Below are 20,693 nucleotides of genomic sequence, written 5' to 3' on the forward strand. Positions count from 1 at the left end.
CCCCTCCAGGTGAGGGTGAAGGCGAGTTCGCCGAAAAACATGTTTCAATCTCACGATTTTTGCCGCGGCTTCTCGTTCAATTGATACGTCAAATGGGCCCGGACCGTCGGCCATTCGGAAGCGATGATGCTGTAGACCACGGTATCGCGCAACGTTCCGTTGGTCGCGACCTGGTGGTTGCGCAAAATACCGTCGAGCTTGGCGCCGAGACGTTCGATGCCGCGCCTGGACTGCTGATTGAAAAAATGCGTGCGGAACTCGACCGCGATGCAACCGAGCTTGTCGAAAGCATGCGCGAGCAGCAGCAGTTTACACTGGGTATTGAGCGCGCTGCGCTGCACGCTCTTGGCATGCCAGGTCGATCCGATCTCGACGCGGCGGTTCGCGGCATCCACGTTCATATAGGTCGTCATGCCCGCGATCTTGTCTGCGGCGTCGAACACGGTGAACGGCAGCATCGAGCCGGCCGCCTGCAAGGACAGTCTTCGCTCGATCTCCTTGCCCATGTCTTCGGGCCGCGGGATCAAGGTGTACCAGAGCTTCCACAGTTCGCCGTCTTTTACCGCCTCCGTCAGGCCGTCGAGGTGCTGGTGCGATAACGGCTCAAGCCGCGCATGCGCACCCTTCAGTATCACCGGTTCAAGCCAAGGCATGATTCCTCCCAATTGAGACCCCGTCATTCCGGGATGGTCCGAAGGACCAGACCCGGAATCTCGAGATTCTTTGATGTGCAAGTGCACATCATAGCTCGATGCTGCGCATCGCCCCGGAATGACGGGTTCGCCGTCACTTGTTCAAAAAATTCAGCGGCAGGCCGGGTCGATGCCAGTCCATCGCGATGAGTTCGCCCTTGCCGGACAGCGTGATATAGGCGGTCTTCAGCTCGCTTCCGCCAAACGCGATATTGGTGGTGACGCGATCGCCGGTTGCGACCTGTTCGACGATGGTGCCGTCGGGCGCGATCACGGTGATGCAGCCGGAGATCAGGGTCGCGACGCAGATATTGCCGCCGGCCTCCACGGCAAGCGAATCGAACATCTGATAGCCGCCAAGCCCCGCGATCGGCTTGCCGCGTTCGCCGCGATAGATCACGTCGCGCGGTCTGACCTCGCCCGGCGCGGCAAGATCGTAAGCCCACAGCCGCGCCGTCGGCGTTTCTGCGATATAGACCGTGCTTTCGTCCGGCGACAGGCCGATGCCGTTCGCCGGGAGCATGCCGAACGAGCCTTCGACGATCTCCTTCATGCCGGGCTTGATGTAATAGAAGGCGCCGACATCCATGTCGCGGGCTCTCCGCTTGCCGAGATCGGAGAACCACAGACCGCCGTGCCGGTCGAACACCAGATCGTTCGGCCCCTTCAGCGGATGCTCGCCGCATTTTTCAAACAGGGTTTCGACCTTGCCGGTTGCAAGATCGACGCGCTGGATCGAGCCGCCGATATATTCGTGCGGCGCCGGCGCGCCGGGCATCAGCATGCCGCGCGTGGGAATCCATGAAAAGCCGCCATTGTTGCAGACGTAGCATTTGCCGTCGGGCCCGATCGCCGCACCGTTGGGGCCGCCTTCGATTTTTGCGACCACTTCCTTGCGCCCGTCCGGCCAAACCCGGGTCAACCGTCGTCCGCGGATTTCGACCAGCACTACCGAGCCATCCGGCATCACCACCGGCCCTTCCGGAAATTCCAGGCCGGTCGCGAGCACACGAACATCAGGCATGAATCCCCCGGATTTTCCTGGGCGAGAGGCGATTTTGCACCAGGCGTGATCGCTTTCGCTCACGCAAAGTTATGGCAAAGTCGCCCTGGCTTGCAAGCAATCCCCGGGGTACTCACGGCGCAGGTCTGGCCTGCGTCCATCCAGTGCTCCGATTCCGAAGTCCGCAAACATTCGCGGCGACCACCGATGCGAAGTTCGGAATCAAAAGGAGCACTAGTAACCTGATGTTTTCCAGTGCGGTTTTGCACTAGGTACGCACCGGCACCCAAATCTCAAATCCGCCATTGCCGGTGAGCGGATCGAACTTCTCGTCATAACGCTCGAAGGTGGGCGCGTCGGCAGCCTTGAGGTTTGAAGCCGGCAGCCAACTGTTCCAGATCGTGTTGATGGTGCGGCGAATGGTCGAGACGTGGTCGCGGTGGGTGAACACGGCGTAGCGCTGCTCGCCGATCCGTACCGAGGCGAATTCGCGCGGCAAATCGGAGAAGTCGGAGACTTCCACGCCGGCGATGTAGTCGAAATTGCCGGCATCGTCGCCGTTGGTGCAGACGCCGTAGGCCACCTTCCCGACCCGGCCGGGAACATCCGCAACCCTTTGGTGGAAGCGCTGCCACTGGTTGGGGATGCCGGCGCCGTTTTCGTGGTTGTAGCGCTCTGAGATGCCGGCGATGAGCAGCGGCCTGGAAATTTCGAAACGCGGCGCGGCAAGATTGTCCATGCATGTTGAGTTCATCTGGATCGGCTCCTGAAGTGCAAGGGAATCGGTGCGCGCGAGGCTGCGGACCGCCTCGGGCGTGACACCGAAATGATCGCGGAAGGCGCGGGTGAATGCTTCGTGCGAGCCGTAATCCGCATCCAGCGCCAATGTGAGAATATCCGGCGCGCCGCCCGCAAGCGCACGGGCTGCCTCGGACAGGCGGCGGGCGCGCACGTAACGCATGACCGACAGGCCGGTCGCGGCGGCAAACGAGCGGACCATGTGAAAGCGCGAGATTCCGGCGATGCCCGCGATCTCGTCGAGGGTCAATTCGCGCCCCAAATGGCTTTCGATGAACCAAAGCGCCTTCTCGGCAGGATTCATGGATCGTTCAAGCCTCGTTGGAAGCGCACCTATCGTACTCGTCCGGCTCGCGGCGTGCTTGACAGTCCTTGCGGCGTGCGGCTCGGATTGGAACTCATGCTTGCATTCCGCAATGCGGAAAATCCGGCTAAACGAAAACCCAACGAAGGCATCATGGCACCAGTCTCGTATTGGTGCATACTCGAAGCCGAACGACGGCGAATGCCCGTTGGACTGAAAAATACCAGGGAGGACGAAGATGCCAATTTCGCCCCTTAGTCTCGGCCAATCGACGGCGATTGCCGCATTTCTTTGCCTTTTGATCGCAAGTTCCGCGACCGCGCAGAAGAGATACGATCCCGGCGCCACCGACACCGAAATCAAGATCGGCAATATCATGCCCTATTCGGGGCCCGCGTCGGCCTATGCCACGATCGGCAAGACCGAAGCTGCCTATTTCAACAAGCTCAATGCCGAAGGCGGGATCAACGGGCGCAAGATCAACTTCATCTCCTACGACGATGGCTACAGCCCGCCGAAGGCGGTGGAGCAGGCACGCAAGCTCGTCGAATCCGATGAGGTGCTTTTGATCTTCAATTCGCTGGGCACGCCGAGCAACAGCGCGATTCAAAAATACATGAACGGCAAGAAGGTGCCGCAGCTCTTTGTCGCCAGCGGCGCGGCCAAGTGGGACGACCCGAAGCACTTTCCGTGGACCATGGGCTGGCAGCCCAGCTATCAGGTCGAGGCGCGCATCTATGGCGCCTACATCCTCAAGAACTACCCAGGCAAGACCATCGGCGTCCTTTATCAGAACGACGATTTCGGAAAGGACTATCTGACCGGTCTGCACGAAGCGCTCGGCCCGCAGGCCGACAAGCTGATCATCATCGAGTCCTCCTACGAGACGACGGCTCCGACGGTGGATTCGCAGGTCGTGCAGATCAGGGGCGCCAACCCGGACATCCTCATCAATGTTTCAACCCCGAAATTCGCCGCCCAGGCGATCAGGAAAGTCGCGGAACTTTCGTGGCATCCCGTGCAGTTCCTGACCAACGTATCGGTGTCCGTCGGCAGTGTGATGAAGCCGGCCGGCTTCGAGAACGAGCAGGGCATTCTCAGCGCGGCTTACTTGAAGGACCCCAAGGATCCGCAGTGGAAGAACGATCCGGCCATGAACGAATGGCGCGCCTTCATGACCAAGTGGTATCCCGAAGGCGACCAGGCTGACGCCGCGACCGTGTTCGGCTACGGCGTAGCGAAAGGGCTCGAACAGGTGTTGCGGCAGTGCGGCGACAATCTCACCCGCGACAACATCATGAAACAGGCGGCGAGCCTGGATTTCGAGATCGGTGTCTACCTGCCGGGCACCAGGATCAAGACCAGCCCGACTGATTTCGCCCCGATCGAGCAGCTTCAGATGATGCGGTTCAAGGGCGAGAGCTGGGAATTGTTCGGACCCGTCATGAGCGGCGAGAAGAACAGCTAAAGCATGATCCGGACCCGAAGGGCCGCGTTAGCGCAAAGTGGAAACCGGTTTTCCCTCGCGACAAACGCGGAACGCGTTTGCGCGGAGATCATGCTCAAACAAAGAGATGAGATCATGATGCGGTTCCACTTAACCGCATCATGATTTAAGACTACTTCGCGCCTTCCTTCGAAGCCGGCGCAGCCGCAGCCGCCGGCGCGTCTTTGGCTGGCGGCGTCTCCTTGGCCGCCGGCGGGGCCTTGTTCCCATCCTCCGCCGTCTTTTTTTGCGAGGCCTGGAGATCGTTGACAATCTTCTGCAGCGAAACCACGGTGGCTTTCAAAGCCTCGATCTGAGCCTTCGCCACATCGATCTTCTGCTCATGCTCGAGGGAAAGCTTTTTGATCGTCGTCTGAAGGAAATAGATGTTGCTCTGCAGGCAGCTTGTGCGCCGCTCCATCGACTTCTCGGCGGTGCAGATTTCGATTCCGGGAACGTCCTGAGCCGGGGAGACGGACGGGATCAAAACACAAAACGCCAAAACGCAACTCGCCGAAACCAGGGACGCCAAAACCCGGGACGCCAGGACAAGAACGATCCGGTCGATCATGAGAAATCCTCTCCCGATGTTCGCCGCGGTCAAATTGTTGCGAGCCTGTGGGGCAAATTTGCCATTCGCTCCCCACCTACCCACTTGCGTTGCAAGCGAACGCCAAATTCCTGGTCCACTACGATCCTGAATTTGCTGGCGGTCTTTTGATTCGGAACATTTGCAAGAATGCGTCCGCTGCAATGGGAGGCAATGTCAGAAACGGATCACCGGCCTGGTGTGGCGGTTCAAAAGTCCGCATCATTATTGCCGCGAGTTCGTCATGCGGACTTCTGAACCAAAAGCCACACTGGAATCACGGATTTGCTGGTGTCCTTTCGATTCCGAAGTTCGCCAACAAGATCGCCGCAAAATGATACGAACTTCGGGATCAGGACACTGGCGAGATTTCGAGGATACCACATTGAAACCTTATTCGCGCGGAGAGCTTTTGGGGAACATTTTCGGGTTCAATCCAGGCTCGCCCCGTGCGAGAGGCGCAAGCGGCGGGAACAGCAAAGATGACGACGCGCGAAAAGCGGCTGGCTCAATTCGATGGCGAGGGAGAGCCACCGGCGGACCTGCCGGTTCAGGTTCTATGCGAGGACCGTAGCGGCACGTATCAATTGCCATTCGCCTGTCGCTTTGTCGACGGCGCCTGGCACAATTGCGAGTCCGGCCGCAGGGTGGAGGCGACCGTGGTCGGCTGGCGCCTGCAACGTTCCTGAATGAAGGGCGGTCGCGTTCGCCTTGTACCAAAATGCGACGCGGATCGGCCGCCGCGTTAAGATTGGGAACGTGCGCGGAATGAATCGCGCCCGAATCAGCCGACCGGCCGCGTACGCCGATGTTCACGGCTAGATGTCGCCGTCACCGTGGCGCGGCGTACCAGATCGAGACCGATCGCGCGCTCGCCCGGCCGGCAGCATCCCGCAAAGCGTTAATGCCCACGATCGATCCGAAGCGGCCCGACCTTGGCGAGCCTTAATATTCCACCTCAAGCTCTTCGATGTCGGCAGGCTCGGCCTTCGCGGCTTCGATCCACTCCCGCATTTCCGGCAGGCGCATGATCAGATCGGCATATTGCCTCAGCCGCGGCTCCAGTTTCACGTCATAGGTCACAAAGCGGGTCACGACCGGCGCATACATCGCATCCGCCATCGAGCGTTCGCCGAACAGAAACGGCCCGTCGGATTTTTCCAGGCACTCGCGCCAGATCGTGCAGACCCGATCGATGTCGGCCTGCGCGCGCGACCAGATCTTGAAGCCCGGGAAATGCCCCTTCAGGTTCACCGGAAGCGAGGCGCGCAGTGTCGTGAAGCCGGAATGAATTTCGCCGCAGATCGAGCGGCAATGCGCGCGCTGGATGCGATCCCGAGGCAACAGACCAGCGTCCGGCATCACCTCGTTGAGGTATTCGGCTATCGCCAGCGTATCCCACACGGTCGCGCCCTCATGAAGCAGGCACGGCACCAGGATTGTCGGTGACAGCAACAGGATTTCGGCCCGCGCCGCCGGGTCATCTGGCGCAGTGACGATCTCCTCGAACTCAAGCCCCGAAAACCTCGCCAATAGCCAGCCGCGCAACGACCAGGAGGAATAGTTCTTGCTGCTGATGGTCAGTGTCGCCTTCGCCATTTGCCCTCCCCTGAACCCATCAACGTCGACTTCGGCCCGGTTCTCCGGATACGATGCGGCGAGTTGCCCAATTTCTGGGCTTCCAGCCCTCGCTACCGCCTGTTTATTTCCCGCTTCACAGCTCCCGCAGTTTTCAACAGCAAGCAACGTGCCAGTTTCCTGGGCTGTTTGACTTCGCCCTGGCTTCGATATTGCATGACGATTCGGGCGGGGGCGGCCGATGATGTCGATGTGGTATCAGGCCTATCAGAACCAGGTTGATCTGATGGCGCCGTGGCGGACAGGCGCCGCGCAAGCGCTGAGATATCTCAACCTCGCGCCGCAGGGTGCATCCGACAGACTGTTCACGCGGCTTGCCGCGGCGCTGGAGCTGATCTCGCGCACCTCGCTCACCTATACGCGCCCGGCCTACGGCATCGACAAGGTGCTGGTGGGCAACCGCGAACTGGGGGTGACCGAGGAAGTCAGTTTCGCCACGCCTTTCGGCTCGCTCCTGCATTTCAGGAAGGACAATGCGCCGGAACAGCCGCGGCTGTTGCTCGTGGCGCCGATGTCCGGCCACTTCGCCACCCTGTTGCGCGGCACCGTGCAGACGCTGCTGCAGGACCACGACGTCTACATCACCGACTGGCATAACCCGCGCGATATCCCCTTGCGTCACGGCGGGTTCGGCCTCGACGACTACACCGAGCATCTGATCACGTTTCTCGACAAACTCGGCCCCCGCGCGCATCTGGTGGCGATCTGCCAGCCGTCGGTATCGGCGCTGGTTGCGGCTGCGATCATGTCGGAGGACAATCATCCCGCGCGACCGGCTACGCTGACGCTGATGGCCGGCCCGATCGACACGCGCATCCAGCCGACAAACGTCAACACCTTCGCCATGAGCAAGCCGCTCAAATGGTTCGAGGACAATCTGATCAATTACGTGCCGGTGCAATGCAAGGGCGCGTTCCGCAAGGTCTATCCCGGCTTCGTGCAGCTCGCCGCCTTCGTCTCGATGAACCTCGAGCGCCACATCAGGCAGCACATCGACCTCGCCAACCATTTGGCGAAGGGCGATAAGGAGAAGGCGGATACGATCAAGACGTTTTACGACGAATATTTTGCGGTCATGGACCTGCCGGCGGAATTTTATCTCGAAACCGTCCGCAGCGTGTTCCAGCAGCATCTGTTGCCGCTGGGCAAAATGAAGTATCGCGGCCGGCCGGTAAATCCGGCCGCGATCAAGCGCTTGGGCCTGATGACGGTCGAAGGCGAGAAGGACGACATCTGTTCGGTCGGCCAGACGCTTGCCGCGCAAGAGCTTTGCACCGGCGTGCGCGCCTATCGCAGGGTGCATCACATGCAGGCCGGCGTCGGGCATTACGGCGTGTTCAGCGGCAAGCGCTGGAACAACGAGATCTACCCGATCCTGCGCGACTTCGTGCACGTCAATTCGTGAAACTCCCGCCATTCCGGGGCGATGCAAAGCATCGAACTATGATGTGCACTTGCACATCATAGAATCTCGCAGACGCCAACTCGAGATTCAGGATCGGTCCGCACGCGGACCGTCCGGTATGACGACCCCGCGAGATTTCGCCTTTGCACCAAACGATCCTGCCTTTATTGGTGTAGTGCTCGGCCAGACAAGAGCCGTCCCGGGAGGAACTTCCATGAGGTCGATGCACAAAAATTTCCGCAAGCTTGCGCTCGGCCTCGCCGCTGTGCTTTGGCTCGCAGGCACCGCTAGCGCCGCCGAAATACGGGTGATGATCTCGGGCGGTCTCTCGGCCGCCTATAACGCGCTGGTGGGGGAATTCGAGCGCACGACCGGGCACAAGGTGCTCACGGCTTACGGGCCTTCAATGGGCACCACGCAAAATGCGATTCCCGTGCGACTGGAACGCGGCGAAGGCGCCGACGTGCTGATCCTCGTAGGTTACGCGCTTGGCGAATTGATCAAGCAAGGCAAGGTGGTACCCGACAGCCGCGTCGACCTCGTGCGATCGAAGATCGGCGTTGCGGTGAAGGCAGGCGCGGTAAAGCCGGACATCTCGTCAGCGGACGCGCTCAAGCGTACGCTGCTCGCGGCCAGATCGGTCGCCTATTCCGATAGCGCCAGCGGCGTTTATGTCTCGACCGAAATGTTCCAAAAGCTTGGCATCGCCGATGAGATGAAGGACAGAGCGAAAAAGATTCCCGCAACTCCCGTCGCCGAAATCGTGGCCCGCGGCGAGGCCGAAATCGGCTTTCAGCAGATCAGCGAATTGAAACCGGTTGCCGGCATCGACATCCTGGGTCCGCTGCCGGATGAGTTGCAGAAAGTCACGGTGTTTTCCGCAGGCATCGCCAGCGTTTCGAAAGAGCCCGACGCCGGCCGCGCGCTGATCGGATTTCTCGCTTCCGCCGCCGCACGAGACGTCATCGTCAACAGCGGCCTCGAACCGATCAATGCGGGCGGAACGAATTAGCGCTTCTCCTTCCGGACGCGTCGCACGCGCTATTCGATCAACTCGTCGGCGCGCACGAGGAACGACTCCGGGATCGTCAGTCCAAGAGCCTTCGCGGTCGTCAGGTTGAGGACGAGCTCAAATTTTGTCGGCTGCTCGACCGGCATGTCGTCCGGCTTTGCGCCGTGCAGAATTCGGTTGACGTAGTCGGCCGCACGCCGGAACAGGTCAACGTAGTTCGGCCCGTAGGACATCAGCCCGCCGGACCGGACAAAATCGCGGGTACTGAAGATCATCGGAAGTCGCGTGCTGAGAGCGAAAGTGAGAATGCGCATGTTGGCGACCACGAGCTGGTCGACCACGACGTAGAGGGCCTCCGCTGGTGGCTTGAGCGTCTCAAATGCGGAGGCAATGTCCTGCATCCGCCGAATTTCGAGCAGTGCGACGTCGAGGCCAAGCGTGCCAGCGGCGGCCCTGGTCTCGCTCATCTCCAGTACGGTCTGGTCGTTGCCACCATTGAAAATGATCGCCAGTCGGCGAAACTCGGGGATGAGTTCGCGCAACAGCTCCAATCGCTTGCCCGCGAGATTTGCCGCCTGCAGCGACAGGCCGGTGATGTTGCCGCCCGGTTTTGCCAGGCTTGCGACAAGGCCGCTGCCGACCGGGTCGATCGCCACCGCAAATACGATGGGAATGGTCGTCGTCGCCTGTCTCACTGTAGGAACGGCGCTTCCGACCGTGACAATGACATCCACCTTGAGGCGGACGAACTCTGCCGCGATTTCAGCGTAGCGTTCGGTGCGGCCTTGCGACCATCGATACTCGATCGCGACGGTGCGACCATCGATCCAGCCAAGTTCCTGCAGGCGCGCGACAAACGCCGCAGTCCATGGACCAAAGCCGGAAGGATCCGCGCCCAGAAAGCCTATTGTGGGCAGCTTGCCCGACTGCTGCGCATTTGCGGCCACCGGCCAAGCCAGCGCGCCGGCGACGGTTTCGATGAATTCGCGCCGCCTCATCAGCCCTCCGGAGCACGCGGCCATCAGACTAGCACGCTGCGACCTCGGAGGTTGCGACATGATGTCCGCATGGGCCCGAGCCGCCCATTGGCGGGTCCGCTATGGGTTGAGACAGGACGTCGCCAGTCAAAGAGCCTTTGTGAAGTAATAGCGACGAATTCCGCCACCCAGGGTCTTGTTGCTGGCGACGACGGCAAGCTCTTCGCCGACTGGCTCATATCCTGCATTTTGATAGAATGAGAGAGCTTCTCTCTGAAGTTCCGAAGTGCTCAGATTCATTCTCGGTCGGTTGCGTCGTCGGCATTCTTCTTCCGCGAAATCCAACATTGTTCGGGCAATCCCTCGGCGCCGAAAATCGGGGTCGACGTACATGCGGCGCAGCTCCATCGTGTCGTCACTCGATGGCTCCAGCCCGAACATGCCAACGATCTTCCGGCCATCGACGGCGACCCAGAAACCGCCCCTCCGTTCCGAGCAGTAGTCAGAGATCTTATCAATTTCTTCGGCCAGCGAACGAGCAATGTAGATTTCGAATGCCTCCCTTAGGTCCGCAGGTGCCAATAGACGGTTCACCTTGATGAATAGCTCGCGCACAGCGGTCGCATCGTCAGACGAGAAGCCGCGGATTTCCATCTGGACTCCCATGCTTCCGGTCGTATCCGGCGCCAAAGCATCGGCGCCCGCAAGACCGGTCATCATGATCGAAACACCAACGATAATGCCGGCGAACAGCGGCAACGGCACATCGTGCACAAATTCCTGCTTCTTCGGCCCCGGTTCAACTCGTCAGGCCTCACCATTCACTATGGTCTGTTGGCGGAAGCCGGCACAACAGAATTTGGCTGAAGAGGAGGTGAGCGGCGCCACGTCACGTTCGCCTTGCCGGCAAGAGGGCTCGCCGCATCGGCCGCCATTTCCCTGACGATGACGGAGGCTGGCTCGATTCCGGCGATCAGACCGGCCGGTTCGCCGAACCAGACGGCCGCGTTCTGAGGTTGCGACATGATGTCCGCTCTGAGGCCCCGCGGACGTTGTGCTATGCTACCAAAGTCGTACGGTTGCGCCTTCCTGGTGTGTAGACCGTTCCTCAGCCACGTCTGAGTCCGGTTCTGCTACCAACGGTGATGAACCGGCGATCAAGGTCGTACTCGTTCTCTCCCACATACTTCGTCGGTTAAGGCGAAGCCTCGTTAGAGCATGATCGCGCTGGCGTTCGGTGCCGGCGCGGATTTTTTCGATTTTAGCACGCAGAATCTTGAACGACGCAAATAGATCGTCTTGAACTCAGCGGCACCTCACGGAAGCCGCGCTTGATCCAAGGAGGAATAAATGAAGTTCATTAGCCAGAGCATGATCTTTACATCCACCATGGCGAGGAGCCTCGCCAAGGCAACGGCCTTCGCCGCCCTGCTTGTGGCGATTGCCCCCGCGGCTGTTCAGGGTGAACCTGAAAAGAAGGGGACCACGCCCTATGTGACGCATTTCATCTTTCGGCCGTTGATGAGCATTGACACCGCCGAACTCGGCAAAGCGACCACGCTGGAGGCGGTCGGGACCACTCAAAACATGAAGGGAGAGAAGATGCTGGACAAGATGTCCGCGCGTTGCGTGGCGCTGAACGTTGCGTCCGGTGACAAGAAATACATCGACGGCGCCTGCGTGCTGGCCGACAGCGATGGCGACAAGATCTTCTCGACTTTCGATACCCGCGACCTCGACAAGTCACAGCCGAAGATGGACTGCGGCACGCATGTCATCACCGGCGGCACCGGAAAGTACAAGGGGATCACCGGCAGCGAGCCGTTTGCTTGTATTTCCATGCCTGCGCTTGCTGGTTCTGGCGATTATTTTGCGATGGACATCCCGCACAACACGTCGTGGGAGATCAAATGATACGAAGCTTGATATCTCCATAGGAAACCGGCAACCGACGCCGCGTTTCAATCACGGAAAAAAGAGCCCGGGCCGAAAGCGGGGCTCTTTTTTTTAATTCCTCCCGCGCGCCTTATCCGGGCTGGCACGCTATTGCCGCGAGCTTGCGACGAAATTCCGTCAAGTCATCGCAAAAACGGACCGCCGCATCGGCTGGCAGCCGAATGAGGTCCGCTTTGCGCTCCTGAACACCGTTTCCGCCCCGGAAAACCGCGCATCCCAGCTGCGGTCCCGACACTGAGAGCGGCCCATCGAAGTCGAGGTCCGCCCCCTGGGCGGGTCCTTTTTAGGTCGCGAGCCAACTTGCTTTTGCGGACGCGCGTTCTATTCTTGCCCATCCAGATCTCGATCGTCCGAGATGTGGCCCGTGGCTGCACACAGACAGCCCGTAAAACGAAGGTTCAGGAGGAATCGCCATGACGCTCAAGTGGGTTTTGTTGGGTCTTGCTACCCTATTCGGCCTCGGCACTGCGGCTTCTGCACAGGAGGGACCAAAGCTTTACGTGTTCTCGTCGGGTTCGCTGGGAGGCTTCCCGAAGGCGGCCCTGCAGATGGGCGGGCAAGGCAATATCGATTGGGCCCCCGTGAGCTTCTACGTGCTCAAGCATCCCAAGGGCAACGTCATTTTCGATACCGGAAACAACGACAAGACCATCACCGATCCCGAGGGCTGGTGGGGACCTCTCGCCAAAGGGTTCGGTCTCAAGATGACCAAGGATGATGCGATTCCCGCGCAGCTCGAAAAGATCGGGCTCAAGACCAGTGACATCAAATATGTGGTGGTGGGCCACCTGCATCTCGATCATGGCGGCAATGTCAGCCAGTTTCCCAATGCCACGCTGGTTACCCAGGAAGACGAGTTGAAGGCTGCCTGGTGGCCGGACGTCGGCTTCTCCGTCTATTACATCCCGGGCGACTTCGCCGACACCAAGAAGATGAACATCATTCGCCTGAGCGGCGATCTCGACCTCTTTGATGACGGCACCGCGCGCATCATGCGTGCTCCCGGCCACACCCCCGGCAGCCAGTTCATGGTGGTGAAACTGCCCAAGACGGGCAGTGTCATTCTGACCAGCGACGTGGTCTACCTGAAGGAGAATCTCGACAAGAACCTGATCCCGCCGATTCCCGGCACGGTCAGTCCGGGCGACGCCTATCGCAGCTACCAGCGCGTCAGGCTGATTCGCGACGCCAACAATGCACAGATTTTCTACGGGCACGATCCGGAGGTCTTCAAGGCGACCAAGCACGCGCCGGAGTTCTATGATTGAGCATTGAGCCGGCGCGGGCTTGCCCGCCCGCGAAAGTCCGCGCCGACCCTTGAGGCTAAATCCGCCCGCGGCGACGCCGCATGCTCGCTCCGCCCGGGCGAGCGTTGAGATGCTGCATGGCCATTCTGTCGATCGACGCGCCGCCTGTTGAAACTCCGAGTGGAACCGGCACCCCGGCAATCTCCGCAATCGATGTGACCAAGCGCTACGGCGCTGTATCGGCTCTCGAAGGGTTGACGCTCGAGGGGTCCGCCGCGGCGAGGTCTTCGGCCTGCTCGGCCCCAACGGTTCCGGCAAAACCGCCCTGATGCGGCTGCTCGCAGGCTATCTGCTGCCTTCCGCCGGTCGCCTCGTGGTGATGGGCCACGACACCACCACGGATTCGCTCGCTGTGAGGCGATGCATCGGCTATGTGCCGGAATCGGCTCCGCTTTACCGGCAGATGCGCGTTGGCGAATTCCTTGCTTTCATGGCGCGGCTACGCGGCGTGCGTGAGCGCAACGTCAAGGGCGTTGTCGAGCACGTCGTTGAACGGCTCGCGCTTTCCGCCGTTGTCGACAAGCCGACGAGGGCTTTGTCGCGCGGCTATCGGCAGCGGGTCGCGCTCGCGCAAGCGCTGATCCACGATCCGGACATCCTCATTCTCGACGAACCGAGCAACGGCCTCGATCCGCGCCAGATCATCGAAATGCGGCAGCTGATCCGCTCGTTGGCGGGACGCCACACCGTGCTGATGAGTTCGCACATTCTTGGAGAGGTCGAGAAGACCTGCGACCGCGTAGCGGTGCTGCTCGACGGACGCCTCCTGGGTGTCCGCCGGATCGCCGATACGCCCGATCTCGAAGACTGGTTCCTGTCGCTCACATGAGAACGCTGCGCATTCTCTTCGCCAAAGAGCTCAGCGCGACGCTGACGTCACCGATCGGCTACACGGTGGCCGCGGTCTTTCTGCTCGTGCTCGGCTATACCTTCAGCCTGACCCTGTTTGCGACCAAGGTTGCCAACCTGCCTACATCTTTCACCAGATGTATGTGCTGTCGATCCTGCTGGTGCCGATCCTGACGATGCGCAGTTTTGCCGAGGAGCGCAGATCGGAAACGCTCGAGCTGCTCCTGACGGCCCCGGTGCAGGAACTGTCGATCGTGCTCGCCAAATACGCCGCCACGCTGACACTCGTGCTCGGGATCTTTGCGCTCTCGCTGGTGTATGCCGTGATCCTCGACCGCTACGGCGATCCGGACTGGGGACAGATCTACGCCGGATATCTCGCGCTTGCGCTGCATGCTTCGCTCCTGGTGGCGGTCGGTCTGTTGATGTCGAGCATCACCGAAAACCAGGTCGTCGCCGCCGCGCTTTCGATCGGTACCTTCCTGATGCTCTGGTTTGCCGATTCCGTCTCCTACCTGCTCTCGCCGCCGTTCGACAGCCTCGCCCTCAACCTTTCCCTGATCGGACATTTCAAGCCGATGGTCTCGGGATCGGTGTTCGTCTCCGATATCGGCTATTTCGTCACCGCGAGCATGCTCGCGCTGTTCCTGACCACCTGGGGCCTGGAGCAGCGATGATGGAGTCATCCGAAGCGATCAATATCGGCTGGTTTTTCGGCGTGATTGCCGCGCTTTCGCTGCTGTTTGCCGCGGGCTTGAGGCTTCCGGTTCGGCTCGGCTTCGCCCGCCGCGCCATCGCGGCGACGCTGGTGATCGGGTCGGCCGTCGGTATCGTCATTCTTGCCAACGTCGCACTTTTCCGCCACGACGCCCACCTCGACCTCACCCGCGAAAAGGCCTTTACGCCTTCAGTCGACGCCGGCAACGTCATTCGCGGCCTGAGCGAGCCGGTCGAGGTCGCCTATTTTTTCCAGAAGCAGAATCCGGGTGCGGTCGCCCTCGGGACCATGCTGCGACAGCTCGAACGGGAGAATGCGAATTTCCGCGTTCGCCTGATCGATGCCGACCAGAATCCGGGACTTGCCAGCAGCCTGGGCGTGCGCACCTACAATTCGGCCGTGCTGCGCTCGGGCGATCACCGCATCGAAGTCGTGACGACGGACGATCGCGAGATTGCGCTCGGTGTGCTGCGCCTGCTGCGCAAGCGCGAGGTCGTGATCTGCTTTGCTTCCGGCAACGGTGAGTACGACATCGACAATTTCGAATTCCACACGCATTTCGAGGGCGCCCACAGCCACAGCCATGACGCCTCGGGACTTGCGGTCGTGCAGATGGAGCAGCACGGGCTGGGCCGGCTGAGGCGCGCGATCGAGAAGCTCGGCCTTGCCGCGCGCAAGATTTCGTTTGCGACCGGCCAGCCGATTCCGGAGGATTGCGGCGCTGTCGTGGAGGCCAATCCGCGCACCGCCTATTCTCCCGGAGAGAGCGAATTGATGCGACGCTATCTGCAGCGGGGCGGCTCGGCGATGTTGCTGATCGAGCCCGACTACGAACTCGATGAAAGCCTCGCGGCCCTGCTCGCAAGTGCCGGCATCAAGGTCGCAAACGGCGTCATCGTCGATCCCAGGGAGCACTATTTCACCGACGAACAAATGATCGCGGTGTCAAACTATGGCGTCCATCCGATCACGCGCGGACTAGCGCTGTCGTTCTTTCCGGGAGCGCGACCGCTGGAAATGATACCGACTGCCGGGATCAAGCTGACGCCGCTGGCCTTGAGTAGCCCGGAGACCTACGTCATCGCCGATCGCCTGGGAAACAATTCGACCGCGGCTTCGGGACCACGCGCATCGAGGATTATGGTCATCGCCGCAGAAGGTGCCCTGAATGAAGCGGCGACCGCGCCGTTCCGCCTAGTGGTGGCGGGCGATGCGGATTTTGTCTCCAACTCGTTCTTCCCGTATCTAGCCAACTCGGACGTCGTGCTCTCGGCTCTCGCCTGGCTCACGCATGAGGAGCGAGCGCCGGCCGTGAAGCCGCCGATCGAGGTGCTGCCGACGGTCACGCTGACCGGCGAGCAAATGCGCGGCATCTTCATCGTCACGGTTCTGTTGATCCCGGGGCTTATCGCGTTTGCCGGCGGCACGATGTGGTGGCTGCGACGATGAAGCACTTGATCTGGAGCGCCGCCGCGCTGGGAGCCGCCGGCTTTCTGGTTGCGCTCGCGTTGACCGGCGGTCGCGGCGGTCCGGGCCTGGGAGCGTTCACTCCGGCCGGACTGATGACGATCCCGCTGCAGGACATCCGCGAGGTCGACGTGCAAACAGGCGAGGATCGCTGGCATTTTGTCCGCGCCGGGGACGGCTGGCGCACCACCGTCGGCACGTCGCCGCCAGGATTTGCGGCGCGGCTCGATGGCGCGCTCACATTGCTGCGCAATTCGGGGCCGGAGCGGGTGCTGGACGCAGCTGAAGTTGCAGCCGTCGAGCCCGCGCAATTCGGACTGGATCCTCCGCGGCTGCGCGTCGTCGTCAACGGCAGCAGCGGCTCGAACTTCGCTATCGGATTCGGTGCGACCAACGTGCTGGGGCTTTCACATTATGCGAGGCGCGAGGGAAGCCGCGAGATAGTACTGCTGCCCGGCTTCGTCGCCGACGAGTGGCAGCGGGTGGGGAAAGTACCGTGAAGGCGCGCATGGCACATGTGATGGCGGTCTGGCTCGTGCTGGCGTTCGGCAACGCCGCCTCGGCGCATGTGACCACTACCGGCCTGGTACGAATCGAATTGACCGGCGACCGCCTGACCTATGCGCTTTCGGTGGCGCTGCCCGAAATACCGGCTTCCTCGGTTTCGCTATTGAATGCCGCTGCGAACCGCGATCGCTCGGCAGCCGAAACGGTTGCGCAAGCCGCCCGGAGGAGCGTCGTTGTCGAGCTTGGCGGAATACCGTGCCGGGCCGGACGCGTACGCATCGGTGGTGGGGGCGCCAACGAGGCCCGGGCGACGATCGAGATCGACTTCAGCTGCGGCGCCGAGCACGGCCGGCTCACGGTCAGCGAAGACTGGAGCGGTCTTCTCGGCGAACACTATCAGAACCTCGGCAACATCCGCGGTTCGAGCGGCGAGCGGCAGGTTGTGTTTGACGAATCATCGCGAACGGCGACGGTGGACATTGATCGCCCTGTCGCCACCGGATGGCTGGATTTTGTGAAGCTCGGCGTCGAGCACATCCTCACCGGCTACGACCATCTCCTGTTTCTTCTCGCGCTCCTCGCGATTGCGCGCGGCTTCTGGTCCGTGGTCAAGATCGTGACCGCCTTTACGATCGCCCACAGCGTGACGCTCACGCTCGCTGCGCTCGGCCTGGTCAAGATCCCCGACCGGATCGTGGAGCCGTTGATCGCCGCAACCATCGTCTGGGTGGCGCTGGAAAACCTGTTCGCCGCCACACCTGACCGCAGGCGGTGGATGTGGAGCTTTGGCTTCGGCCTCGTGCACGGGTTGGCATTCGCCTCCACGCTCGGCGAACTCGATTTGAAAGGCTCTGCCCTGCTCCGCGGCCTCGTCGGCTTCAACCTGGGCGTCGAGATCGGGCAGCTGATCTTCGTGGCGATTGCGCTTCCCCTGTTGACGCTGATGTCGCAAGGGCGGGGCGCGCAGCTGACCCCGCGCCTTGCTTCGCTCGCCGCCGCCGCGATCGGAACGTACTGGTTCTTCGAGCGAGTCCTTGTCGGCTGAAGCTGGCGACGCAAGGGTACCCCTCGCAAGAGAGCGGCGCTCTTGTTCAGCACAGGCGGAGAGCTGGCCTACTTCGCCCGCAATGGCGTGTCCTTCAGCCCGTTATTGTCGAAGGCGTTGCGCAAGAGACCGTTGGACTTGGCGTCCGTCATGAATTTGGTCGCGTACTCAAGCGACAGATTGTGACCGAGCGGCACCGCTATCGCGGTTACGGTCTGCTTGAAGGTTTCGTCGAGCACGCGCGTGCCAGCAATTTTCTTCGCCAGCGCATTGAGCTGGTCGCGCGAGAGCGCGAAGGCGTCGACTTCGCCGCCCTTAAGCAGATTGAAGATTTCGTCATAGGTCTGATAGCCGGTCACCCTGGCGTTCTTCAGATGCGCCACGGCACCTCGCATGGTCGTGGTGTCGTTGACGGCCGCGACCTTGACGCCGGGCTGGTCGAGGCTGGCGAAATCCTTGATCGCCGAGCCCGGCTTGACGATGTAGGTCGCATCCGCGATCTCATAAATCGGACCGAACAGCATCTTGGTTTCCCGCTCCGGATCTTTCGGCAAAAAGCTGACGTCCCAGGCTCCTTTAGACGCGGCGTCGGTGATCTGTCCGGAATTAGGATAGGCGACATATTCGACGGGCACGCCGAGCTGTTCGGCCAGCGCCTTGCCGAGATCGACCGGGACCCCGGCGTAACCATTTTCCGTCCTGGTGGACCAGTACGCCCCGCCCGCCGGGCTGATGCCGATCGCCACCCGCAGCTTGCCAGTCGGCGCGATTTCATCCTTCAAGGCATCGGCGCACGCAGAACCGGCTGTCATCATTGAAACACAAAGAAAGAGGCCGGCAATTCGCCGCCAAGACAGATCACGCATCAATTCCTCCCGAATCCTTCCCCGGGCCTTGCCGCCCATTATGGTCGATTGACACAAGCCGGAACAACGGGGATCCGATCGAAAAACCATGCAGATCGGCGGCTAGCTCAGTGTCACGTTCGCCCTGCCGTCAAGAAGCCATGCCGCGTTTGCCGTCAGGGTGGTCGAAGTTGAACTTGCGCGTCAGCTGGTCCGAAATGGTGGTGGCCAAGGGTCGGTCTTTCGCGGGCATCAATCGTTGGCAGATATGCCTAGTTTCTGCAAAGAAATCCGCCACCCTCACGATGGCCGGAAGCATCGAGCCCGCAACCCCCACCTGACGAACCCGATGAACCGGTCGAACCGGGCCGGAGCTGAAGCCCAGGCCCTCTTCGGGCCGTCCTTGCTCTTGGCGCCGGCTCGGGGCGCTTTTCGCATGAACCGCTCGAATTCAGGAAGTAGCCATTCGCGCAGCCGATCTCGACGCAGCGATCGCCCTCGGCGCGCTCCCCTTTTGCGCAAACCAGCGGACATACCCGATCCTGCTTGCCCCGGACCGCATCGAGCGCATCGAGGCTGGCGAGCTTGACGTCGAATTCGGTGTGGGCATTCCTGTTGAACAGTTCGAGCGCCTTTCTGGAACTGTCGTCCCATTTGCCGTCGACATTGCCAAAATTGCAGCCGACGCGTTTCAAATGAGCCTGAAGCAGTCGCGCAATGTCCGCCTGATCGATCGGCGGAGAAGGCAACGGCACTTGCGGACCGGTCGTCCCCGGCACCAAGGCGGCGACCTTCCCGGCATCCTGCTTGGCGGCTTCGTTGGCAGCGACTCTCGCTTGCTCGACCTGGCGCTGCGCGTCCGCGATCGCCTGCCGCTTGGCTTGTGCGACTTCCTGCCGCGCAGCCTCGGCCTGTTGCTGCGCAAGCTCCGCCCGCCTCCTGGCCTCCTCGAGTTCCTTCCTGGTCTGTTCGAGGAGCTTCTGCTTTGCCGCGGCGGTCTGGCGCGTATTCGGTTCATCGAGCTTGCGCAGCTCCTCGGCCTTCTGGGCCGCCTTTTCTTCGGCGTCGCGGCGCGCGTTATCGGCGCTGGTGTGGGTTTGCTGTGCGGCCAGCAATTTGTTGTTCTGGGCGCGAGCCAGATCCGCATAGAGGCCGGTCGGATATCTTGCCAGGAATGAATCCCACGCCTCCCTGGTTCCGATTTGCGCGGCCAGTTCGTAATCGATGCGCGGCTGGACCTCCGCGTCGGCAGACTTTGCGGCTTGCGGTACCAGCGCCACCGTTTCGCCGCCAAGCGAGCCGTAGACGAACGGCTCCTGGCGATTGTCCGTGACTCTCAATACCTCGTCGCGGACGCGGCCGAACGCAATTCGCAAGTCAACCCCGGGCTCGGCAATGTATTTGACGAGTGCGGAGGCGAACGGACTGTTGTCGCCGCCGCCGTCCTGCGCCACAGCGCCGGCCTTCGCGGCGAAAGCGACCAGCGTGTTCGACATCGTTGGCTCGATCTTTGCAAGACCGCGGCCGATCGAGCGGCTGGCGACCGTTCGCTTCATGGTCCTGGAAAACGGATTGTCGCGGCAGGCATCAAGGATCACGAGCCTGAGGCGTTTGACGGGATCGAGCGCCCGCAGCACGCGGTCGAGCGACATGGCTTCGTCCTCGACGTCGAAATCGTTCGACAGTTTTGCATCGGCCGGCACGAGATAATTGGTGCCGTCGACCTCCATGCCGTGGCCGGCGTAATAGATCACCGCGATGTCAGCATCGCGTGACCTGCCTGAGAATTCGCGGACCGCGCGGCGCAGATCGGCGATGCCAAGGTCGCGTTCACTGTCGACGATATCGAAGCCAGCTTTCCTGAACAGCGCCGTGACGGCGTCGGCGTCGCGCACCGGATTGGCGAGCCGCGGAGCCTCTCGATAGCTGGAGATGCCGACGACAAGCGCGACGCGCTTGTCGGCCTGCGCCGGACCGGCAAAAACAAGAAGGGAAAATCCGAGAAAAAACCGGATTGCGGAGTGCGGCATCGGCCCCTCCCAATAAGCGTCATTGATAACAGGGAGACTTTCGGCGAGCAACGCGACAGGCCGTC

23 protein-coding genes are annotated in these 20,693 nt (G+C 61.3%); 13 read left to right on the plus strand and 10 right to left on the minus strand.

The window, feature by feature from the left end; all coding sequences use genetic code 11:
• Nucleotides 1-50: 50 nt before the first annotated feature.
• From VNX23_RS00705 to VNX23_RS00715, 3 genes are all read right to left on the minus strand, one after another.
• Nucleotides 51-653: a GNAT family protein gene (locus VNX23_RS00705; protein ID WP_325626959.1), complete on the minus strand. Its 603-nt coding sequence runs from the start codon at nucleotides 651-653 to the stop codon at nucleotides 51-53.
• Between the two features lie 133 nt (nucleotides 654-786).
• Entirely contained in the window at nucleotides 787-1,716 is a 930-nt protein-coding gene (locus VNX23_RS00710; protein ID WP_325626961.1) for an SMP-30/gluconolactonase/LRE family protein, read from the minus strand.
• A 247-nt stretch (nucleotides 1,717-1,963) separates the two neighbouring features.
• Complete coding sequence (locus VNX23_RS00715) at nucleotides 1,964-2,797, minus strand: AraC family transcriptional regulator (RefSeq protein WP_325626963.1); 834 nt, start codon at nucleotides 2,795-2,797, stop codon at nucleotides 1,964-1,966.
• Between the two features lie 238 nt (nucleotides 2,798-3,035).
• On the opposite strand from VNX23_RS00715, the gene VNX23_RS00720 reads away from it, so the two are divergent.
• A complete protein-coding gene (locus VNX23_RS00720; protein ID WP_325626965.1) occupies nucleotides 3,036-4,265 on the plus strand; it encodes an ABC transporter substrate-binding protein in 1,230 nt (409 codons plus the stop codon).
• Between the two features lie 151 nt (nucleotides 4,266-4,416).
• Here the strand turns inward: VNX23_RS00720 and VNX23_RS00725 are convergent, their stop codons facing one another.
• The gene (locus VNX23_RS00725; RefSeq protein WP_325626967.1) at nucleotides 4,417-4,854 is read right to left on the minus strand and encodes a hypothetical protein; all 438 of its coding nucleotides are present in this window, start codon (nucleotides 4,852-4,854) and stop codon (nucleotides 4,417-4,419) included.
• 500 nt (nucleotides 4,855-5,354) lie between these two features.
• On the opposite strand from VNX23_RS00725, the gene VNX23_RS00730 reads away from it, so the two are divergent.
• Nucleotides 5,355-5,561 carry a hypothetical protein gene (locus tag VNX23_RS00730; protein WP_325626968.1) on the plus strand — a complete coding sequence of 69 codons (207 nt, stop codon included), beginning with the start codon at nucleotides 5,355-5,357 and terminating at the stop codon, nucleotides 5,559-5,561.
• Between the two features lie 256 nt (nucleotides 5,562-5,817).
• Here the strand turns inward: VNX23_RS00730 and VNX23_RS00735 are convergent, their stop codons facing one another.
• The gene (locus tag VNX23_RS00735) at nucleotides 5,818-6,471 is read right to left on the minus strand and encodes a glutathione S-transferase family protein (protein ID WP_325626969.1); all 654 of its coding nucleotides are present in this window, start codon (nucleotides 6,469-6,471) and stop codon (nucleotides 5,818-5,820) included.
• Nucleotides 6,472-6,691: 220 nt separating this feature from the next.
• Between VNX23_RS00735 and VNX23_RS00740 the strand changes: the two genes are divergently transcribed.
• Both VNX23_RS00740 and VNX23_RS00745 read left to right on the plus strand, forming a co-directional pair.
• Entirely contained in the window at nucleotides 6,692-7,915 is a 1,224-nt protein-coding gene (locus VNX23_RS00740; protein WP_325626970.1) for a polyhydroxyalkanoate depolymerase, read from the plus strand.
• Between the two features lie 223 nt (nucleotides 7,916-8,138).
• Nucleotides 8,139-8,927, plus strand: a complete 789-nt coding sequence (locus VNX23_RS00745; RefSeq protein ID WP_414642929.1) for a molybdate ABC transporter substrate-binding protein — start codon at nucleotides 8,139-8,141, stop codon at nucleotides 8,925-8,927.
• Between the two features lie 29 nt (nucleotides 8,928-8,956).
• Here the strand turns inward: VNX23_RS00745 and VNX23_RS00750 are convergent, their stop codons facing one another.
• The 3 genes from VNX23_RS00750 to VNX23_RS00760 all read right to left on the minus strand — a co-directional run bounded on the left by VNX23_RS00750 (nucleotide 8,957) and on the right by VNX23_RS00760 (nucleotide 10,929).
• A complete protein-coding gene (locus VNX23_RS00750; protein WP_325626975.1) occupies nucleotides 8,957-9,925 on the minus strand; it encodes an ABC transporter substrate-binding protein in 969 nt (322 codons plus the stop codon).
• Between the two features lie 126 nt (nucleotides 9,926-10,051).
• Entirely contained in the window at nucleotides 10,052-10,678 is a 627-nt protein-coding gene (locus VNX23_RS00755; protein ID WP_325626977.1) for a GNAT family N-acetyltransferase, read from the minus strand.
• A 50-nt stretch (nucleotides 10,679-10,728) separates the two neighbouring features.
• Entirely contained in the window at nucleotides 10,729-10,929 is a 201-nt protein-coding gene (locus tag VNX23_RS00760; protein WP_325626979.1) for a hypothetical protein, read from the minus strand.
• A gap of 325 nt (nucleotides 10,930-11,254) precedes the next feature.
• On the opposite strand from VNX23_RS00760, the gene VNX23_RS00765 reads away from it, so the two are divergent.
• From VNX23_RS00765 to VNX23_RS00805, 9 genes are all read left to right on the plus strand, one after another.
• On the plus strand, nucleotides 11,255-11,818 hold the full coding sequence (locus VNX23_RS00765; RefSeq protein WP_325626981.1) for a hypothetical protein: 564 nt from the start codon (nucleotides 11,255-11,257) through the stop codon (nucleotides 11,816-11,818).
• A 455-nt stretch (nucleotides 11,819-12,273) separates the two neighbouring features.
• Nucleotides 12,274-13,128 carry an N-acyl homoserine lactonase family protein gene (locus tag VNX23_RS00770; RefSeq protein ID WP_325626983.1) on the plus strand — a complete coding sequence of 285 codons (855 nt, stop codon included), beginning with the start codon at nucleotides 12,274-12,276 and terminating at the stop codon, nucleotides 13,126-13,128.
• A gap of 116 nt (nucleotides 13,129-13,244) precedes the next feature.
• The gene (locus VNX23_RS00775) at nucleotides 13,245-13,436 is read left to right on the plus strand and encodes a hypothetical protein (RefSeq protein WP_325626985.1); all 192 of its coding nucleotides are present in this window, start codon (nucleotides 13,245-13,247) and stop codon (nucleotides 13,434-13,436) included.
• Nucleotides 13,436-13,996 (plus strand): ABC transporter ATP-binding protein, encoded by a 561-nt coding sequence (locus VNX23_RS00780; RefSeq protein ID WP_325626987.1) that lies wholly within the window; start codon nucleotides 13,436-13,438, stop codon nucleotides 13,994-13,996. The genes VNX23_RS00775 and VNX23_RS00780 overlap by 1 nt, the downstream gene beginning before the upstream one ends.
• Nucleotides 13,993-14,190: a hypothetical protein gene (locus tag VNX23_RS00785; RefSeq protein ID WP_325626988.1), complete on the plus strand. Its 198-nt coding sequence runs from the start codon at nucleotides 13,993-13,995 to the stop codon at nucleotides 14,188-14,190. The genes VNX23_RS00780 and VNX23_RS00785 overlap by 4 nt, the downstream gene beginning before the upstream one ends.
• Complete coding sequence (locus tag VNX23_RS00790) at nucleotides 14,154-14,693, plus strand: ABC transporter permease (protein WP_325626990.1); 540 nt, start codon at nucleotides 14,154-14,156, stop codon at nucleotides 14,691-14,693. Before VNX23_RS00785 ends, VNX23_RS00790 begins: the two co-directional genes overlap by 37 nt.
• The gene (locus tag VNX23_RS00795; protein ID WP_325626992.1) at nucleotides 14,690-16,183 is read left to right on the plus strand and encodes a GldG family protein; all 1,494 of its coding nucleotides are present in this window, start codon (nucleotides 14,690-14,692) and stop codon (nucleotides 16,181-16,183) included. The genes VNX23_RS00790 and VNX23_RS00795 overlap by 4 nt, the downstream gene beginning before the upstream one ends.
• Nucleotides 16,180-16,701, plus strand: a complete 522-nt coding sequence (locus VNX23_RS00800) for a hypothetical protein (RefSeq protein WP_325626994.1) — start codon at nucleotides 16,180-16,182, stop codon at nucleotides 16,699-16,701. Before VNX23_RS00795 ends, VNX23_RS00800 begins: the two co-directional genes overlap by 4 nt.
• Entirely contained in the window at nucleotides 16,698-17,753 is a 1,056-nt protein-coding gene (locus tag VNX23_RS00805; RefSeq protein ID WP_325626996.1) for a HupE/UreJ family protein, read from the plus strand. The genes VNX23_RS00800 and VNX23_RS00805 overlap by 4 nt, the downstream gene beginning before the upstream one ends.
• A 68-nt stretch (nucleotides 17,754-17,821) precedes the next feature.
• On the opposite strand, the gene VNX23_RS00810 is transcribed toward VNX23_RS00805, so the two are convergent.
• Together VNX23_RS00810 and VNX23_RS00815 are read right to left on the minus strand one after the other, a co-directional pair.
• Nucleotides 17,822-18,619, minus strand: a complete 798-nt coding sequence (locus VNX23_RS00810) for a transporter substrate-binding domain-containing protein (RefSeq protein WP_414642928.1) — start codon at nucleotides 18,617-18,619, stop codon at nucleotides 17,822-17,824.
• Between the two features lie 251 nt (nucleotides 18,620-18,870).
• Nucleotides 18,871-20,628 carry a caspase family protein gene (locus VNX23_RS00815; RefSeq protein WP_325626998.1) on the minus strand — a complete coding sequence of 586 codons (1,758 nt, stop codon included), beginning with the start codon at nucleotides 20,626-20,628 and terminating at the stop codon, nucleotides 18,871-18,873.
• Between the last annotated feature and the right edge of the window lie 65 nt (nucleotides 20,629-20,693).

This window comes from Bradyrhizobium sp. (assembly GCF_035570375.1).
Lineage (GTDB): Bacteria > Pseudomonadota > Alphaproteobacteria > Rhizobiales > Xanthobacteraceae > Bradyrhizobium.

Excerpts from the sequence above, each read along its gene's own strand:
- VNX23_RS00705 (WP_325626959.1), bottom strand. The coding sequence starts at position 653 with ATGCCTTGGCTTGAACCGGTGATACTGAAGGGTGCGCATGCGCGGCTT.
- VNX23_RS00710 (WP_325626961.1), bottom strand. The coding sequence starts at position 1,716 with ATGCCTGATGTTCGTGTGCTCGCGACCGGCCTGGAATTTCCGGAAGGG.
- VNX23_RS00715 (WP_325626963.1), bottom strand. The coding sequence starts at position 2,797 with ATGAATCCTGCCGAGAAGGCGCTTTGGTTCATCGAAAGCCATTTGGGG.
- VNX23_RS00720 (WP_325626965.1), top strand. The coding sequence starts at position 3,036 with ATGCCAATTTCGCCCCTTAGTCTCGGCCAATCGACGGCGATTGCCGCA.
- VNX23_RS00725 (WP_325626967.1), bottom strand. The coding sequence starts at position 4,854 with ATGATCGACCGGATCGTTCTTGTCCTGGCGTCCCGGGTTTTGGCGTCC.
- VNX23_RS00730 (WP_325626968.1), top strand. The coding sequence starts at position 5,355 with ATGACGACGCGCGAAAAGCGGCTGGCTCAATTCGATGGCGAGGGAGAG.
- VNX23_RS00735 (WP_325626969.1), bottom strand. The coding sequence starts at position 6,471 with ATGGCGAAGGCGACACTGACCATCAGCAGCAAGAACTATTCCTCCTGG.
- VNX23_RS00740 (WP_325626970.1), top strand. The coding sequence starts at position 6,692 with ATGATGTCGATGTGGTATCAGGCCTATCAGAACCAGGTTGATCTGATG.
- VNX23_RS00745 (WP_414642929.1), top strand. The coding sequence starts at position 8,139 with ATGCACAAAAATTTCCGCAAGCTTGCGCTCGGCCTCGCCGCTGTGCTT.
- VNX23_RS00750 (WP_325626975.1), bottom strand. The coding sequence starts at position 9,925 with ATGAGGCGGCGCGAATTCATCGAAACCGTCGCCGGCGCGCTGGCTTGG.
- VNX23_RS00760 (WP_325626979.1), bottom strand. The coding sequence starts at position 10,929 with ATGTCGCAACCTCAGAACGCGGCCGTCTGGTTCGGCGAACCGGCCGGT.
- VNX23_RS00765 (WP_325626981.1), top strand. The coding sequence starts at position 11,255 with ATGAAGTTCATTAGCCAGAGCATGATCTTTACATCCACCATGGCGAGG.
- VNX23_RS00770 (WP_325626983.1), top strand. The coding sequence starts at position 12,274 with ATGACGCTCAAGTGGGTTTTGTTGGGTCTTGCTACCCTATTCGGCCTC.
- VNX23_RS00775 (WP_325626985.1), top strand. The coding sequence starts at position 13,245 with ATGGCCATTCTGTCGATCGACGCGCCGCCTGTTGAAACTCCGAGTGGA.
- VNX23_RS00780 (WP_325626987.1), top strand. The coding sequence starts at position 13,436 with ATGCGGCTGCTCGCAGGCTATCTGCTGCCTTCCGCCGGTCGCCTCGTG.
- VNX23_RS00785 (WP_325626988.1), top strand. The coding sequence starts at position 13,993 with ATGAGAACGCTGCGCATTCTCTTCGCCAAAGAGCTCAGCGCGACGCTG.
- VNX23_RS00790 (WP_325626990.1), top strand. The coding sequence starts at position 14,154 with ATGTATGTGCTGTCGATCCTGCTGGTGCCGATCCTGACGATGCGCAGT.
- VNX23_RS00795 (WP_325626992.1), top strand. The coding sequence starts at position 14,690 with ATGATGGAGTCATCCGAAGCGATCAATATCGGCTGGTTTTTCGGCGTG.
- VNX23_RS00800 (WP_325626994.1), top strand. The coding sequence starts at position 16,180 with ATGAAGCACTTGATCTGGAGCGCCGCCGCGCTGGGAGCCGCCGGCTTT.
- VNX23_RS00810 (WP_414642928.1), bottom strand. The coding sequence starts at position 18,619 with ATGCGTGATCTGTCTTGGCGGCGAATTGCCGGCCTCTTTCTTTGTGTT.
- VNX23_RS00815 (WP_325626998.1), bottom strand. The coding sequence starts at position 20,628 with ATGCCGCACTCCGCAATCCGGTTTTTTCTCGGATTTTCCCTTCTTGTT.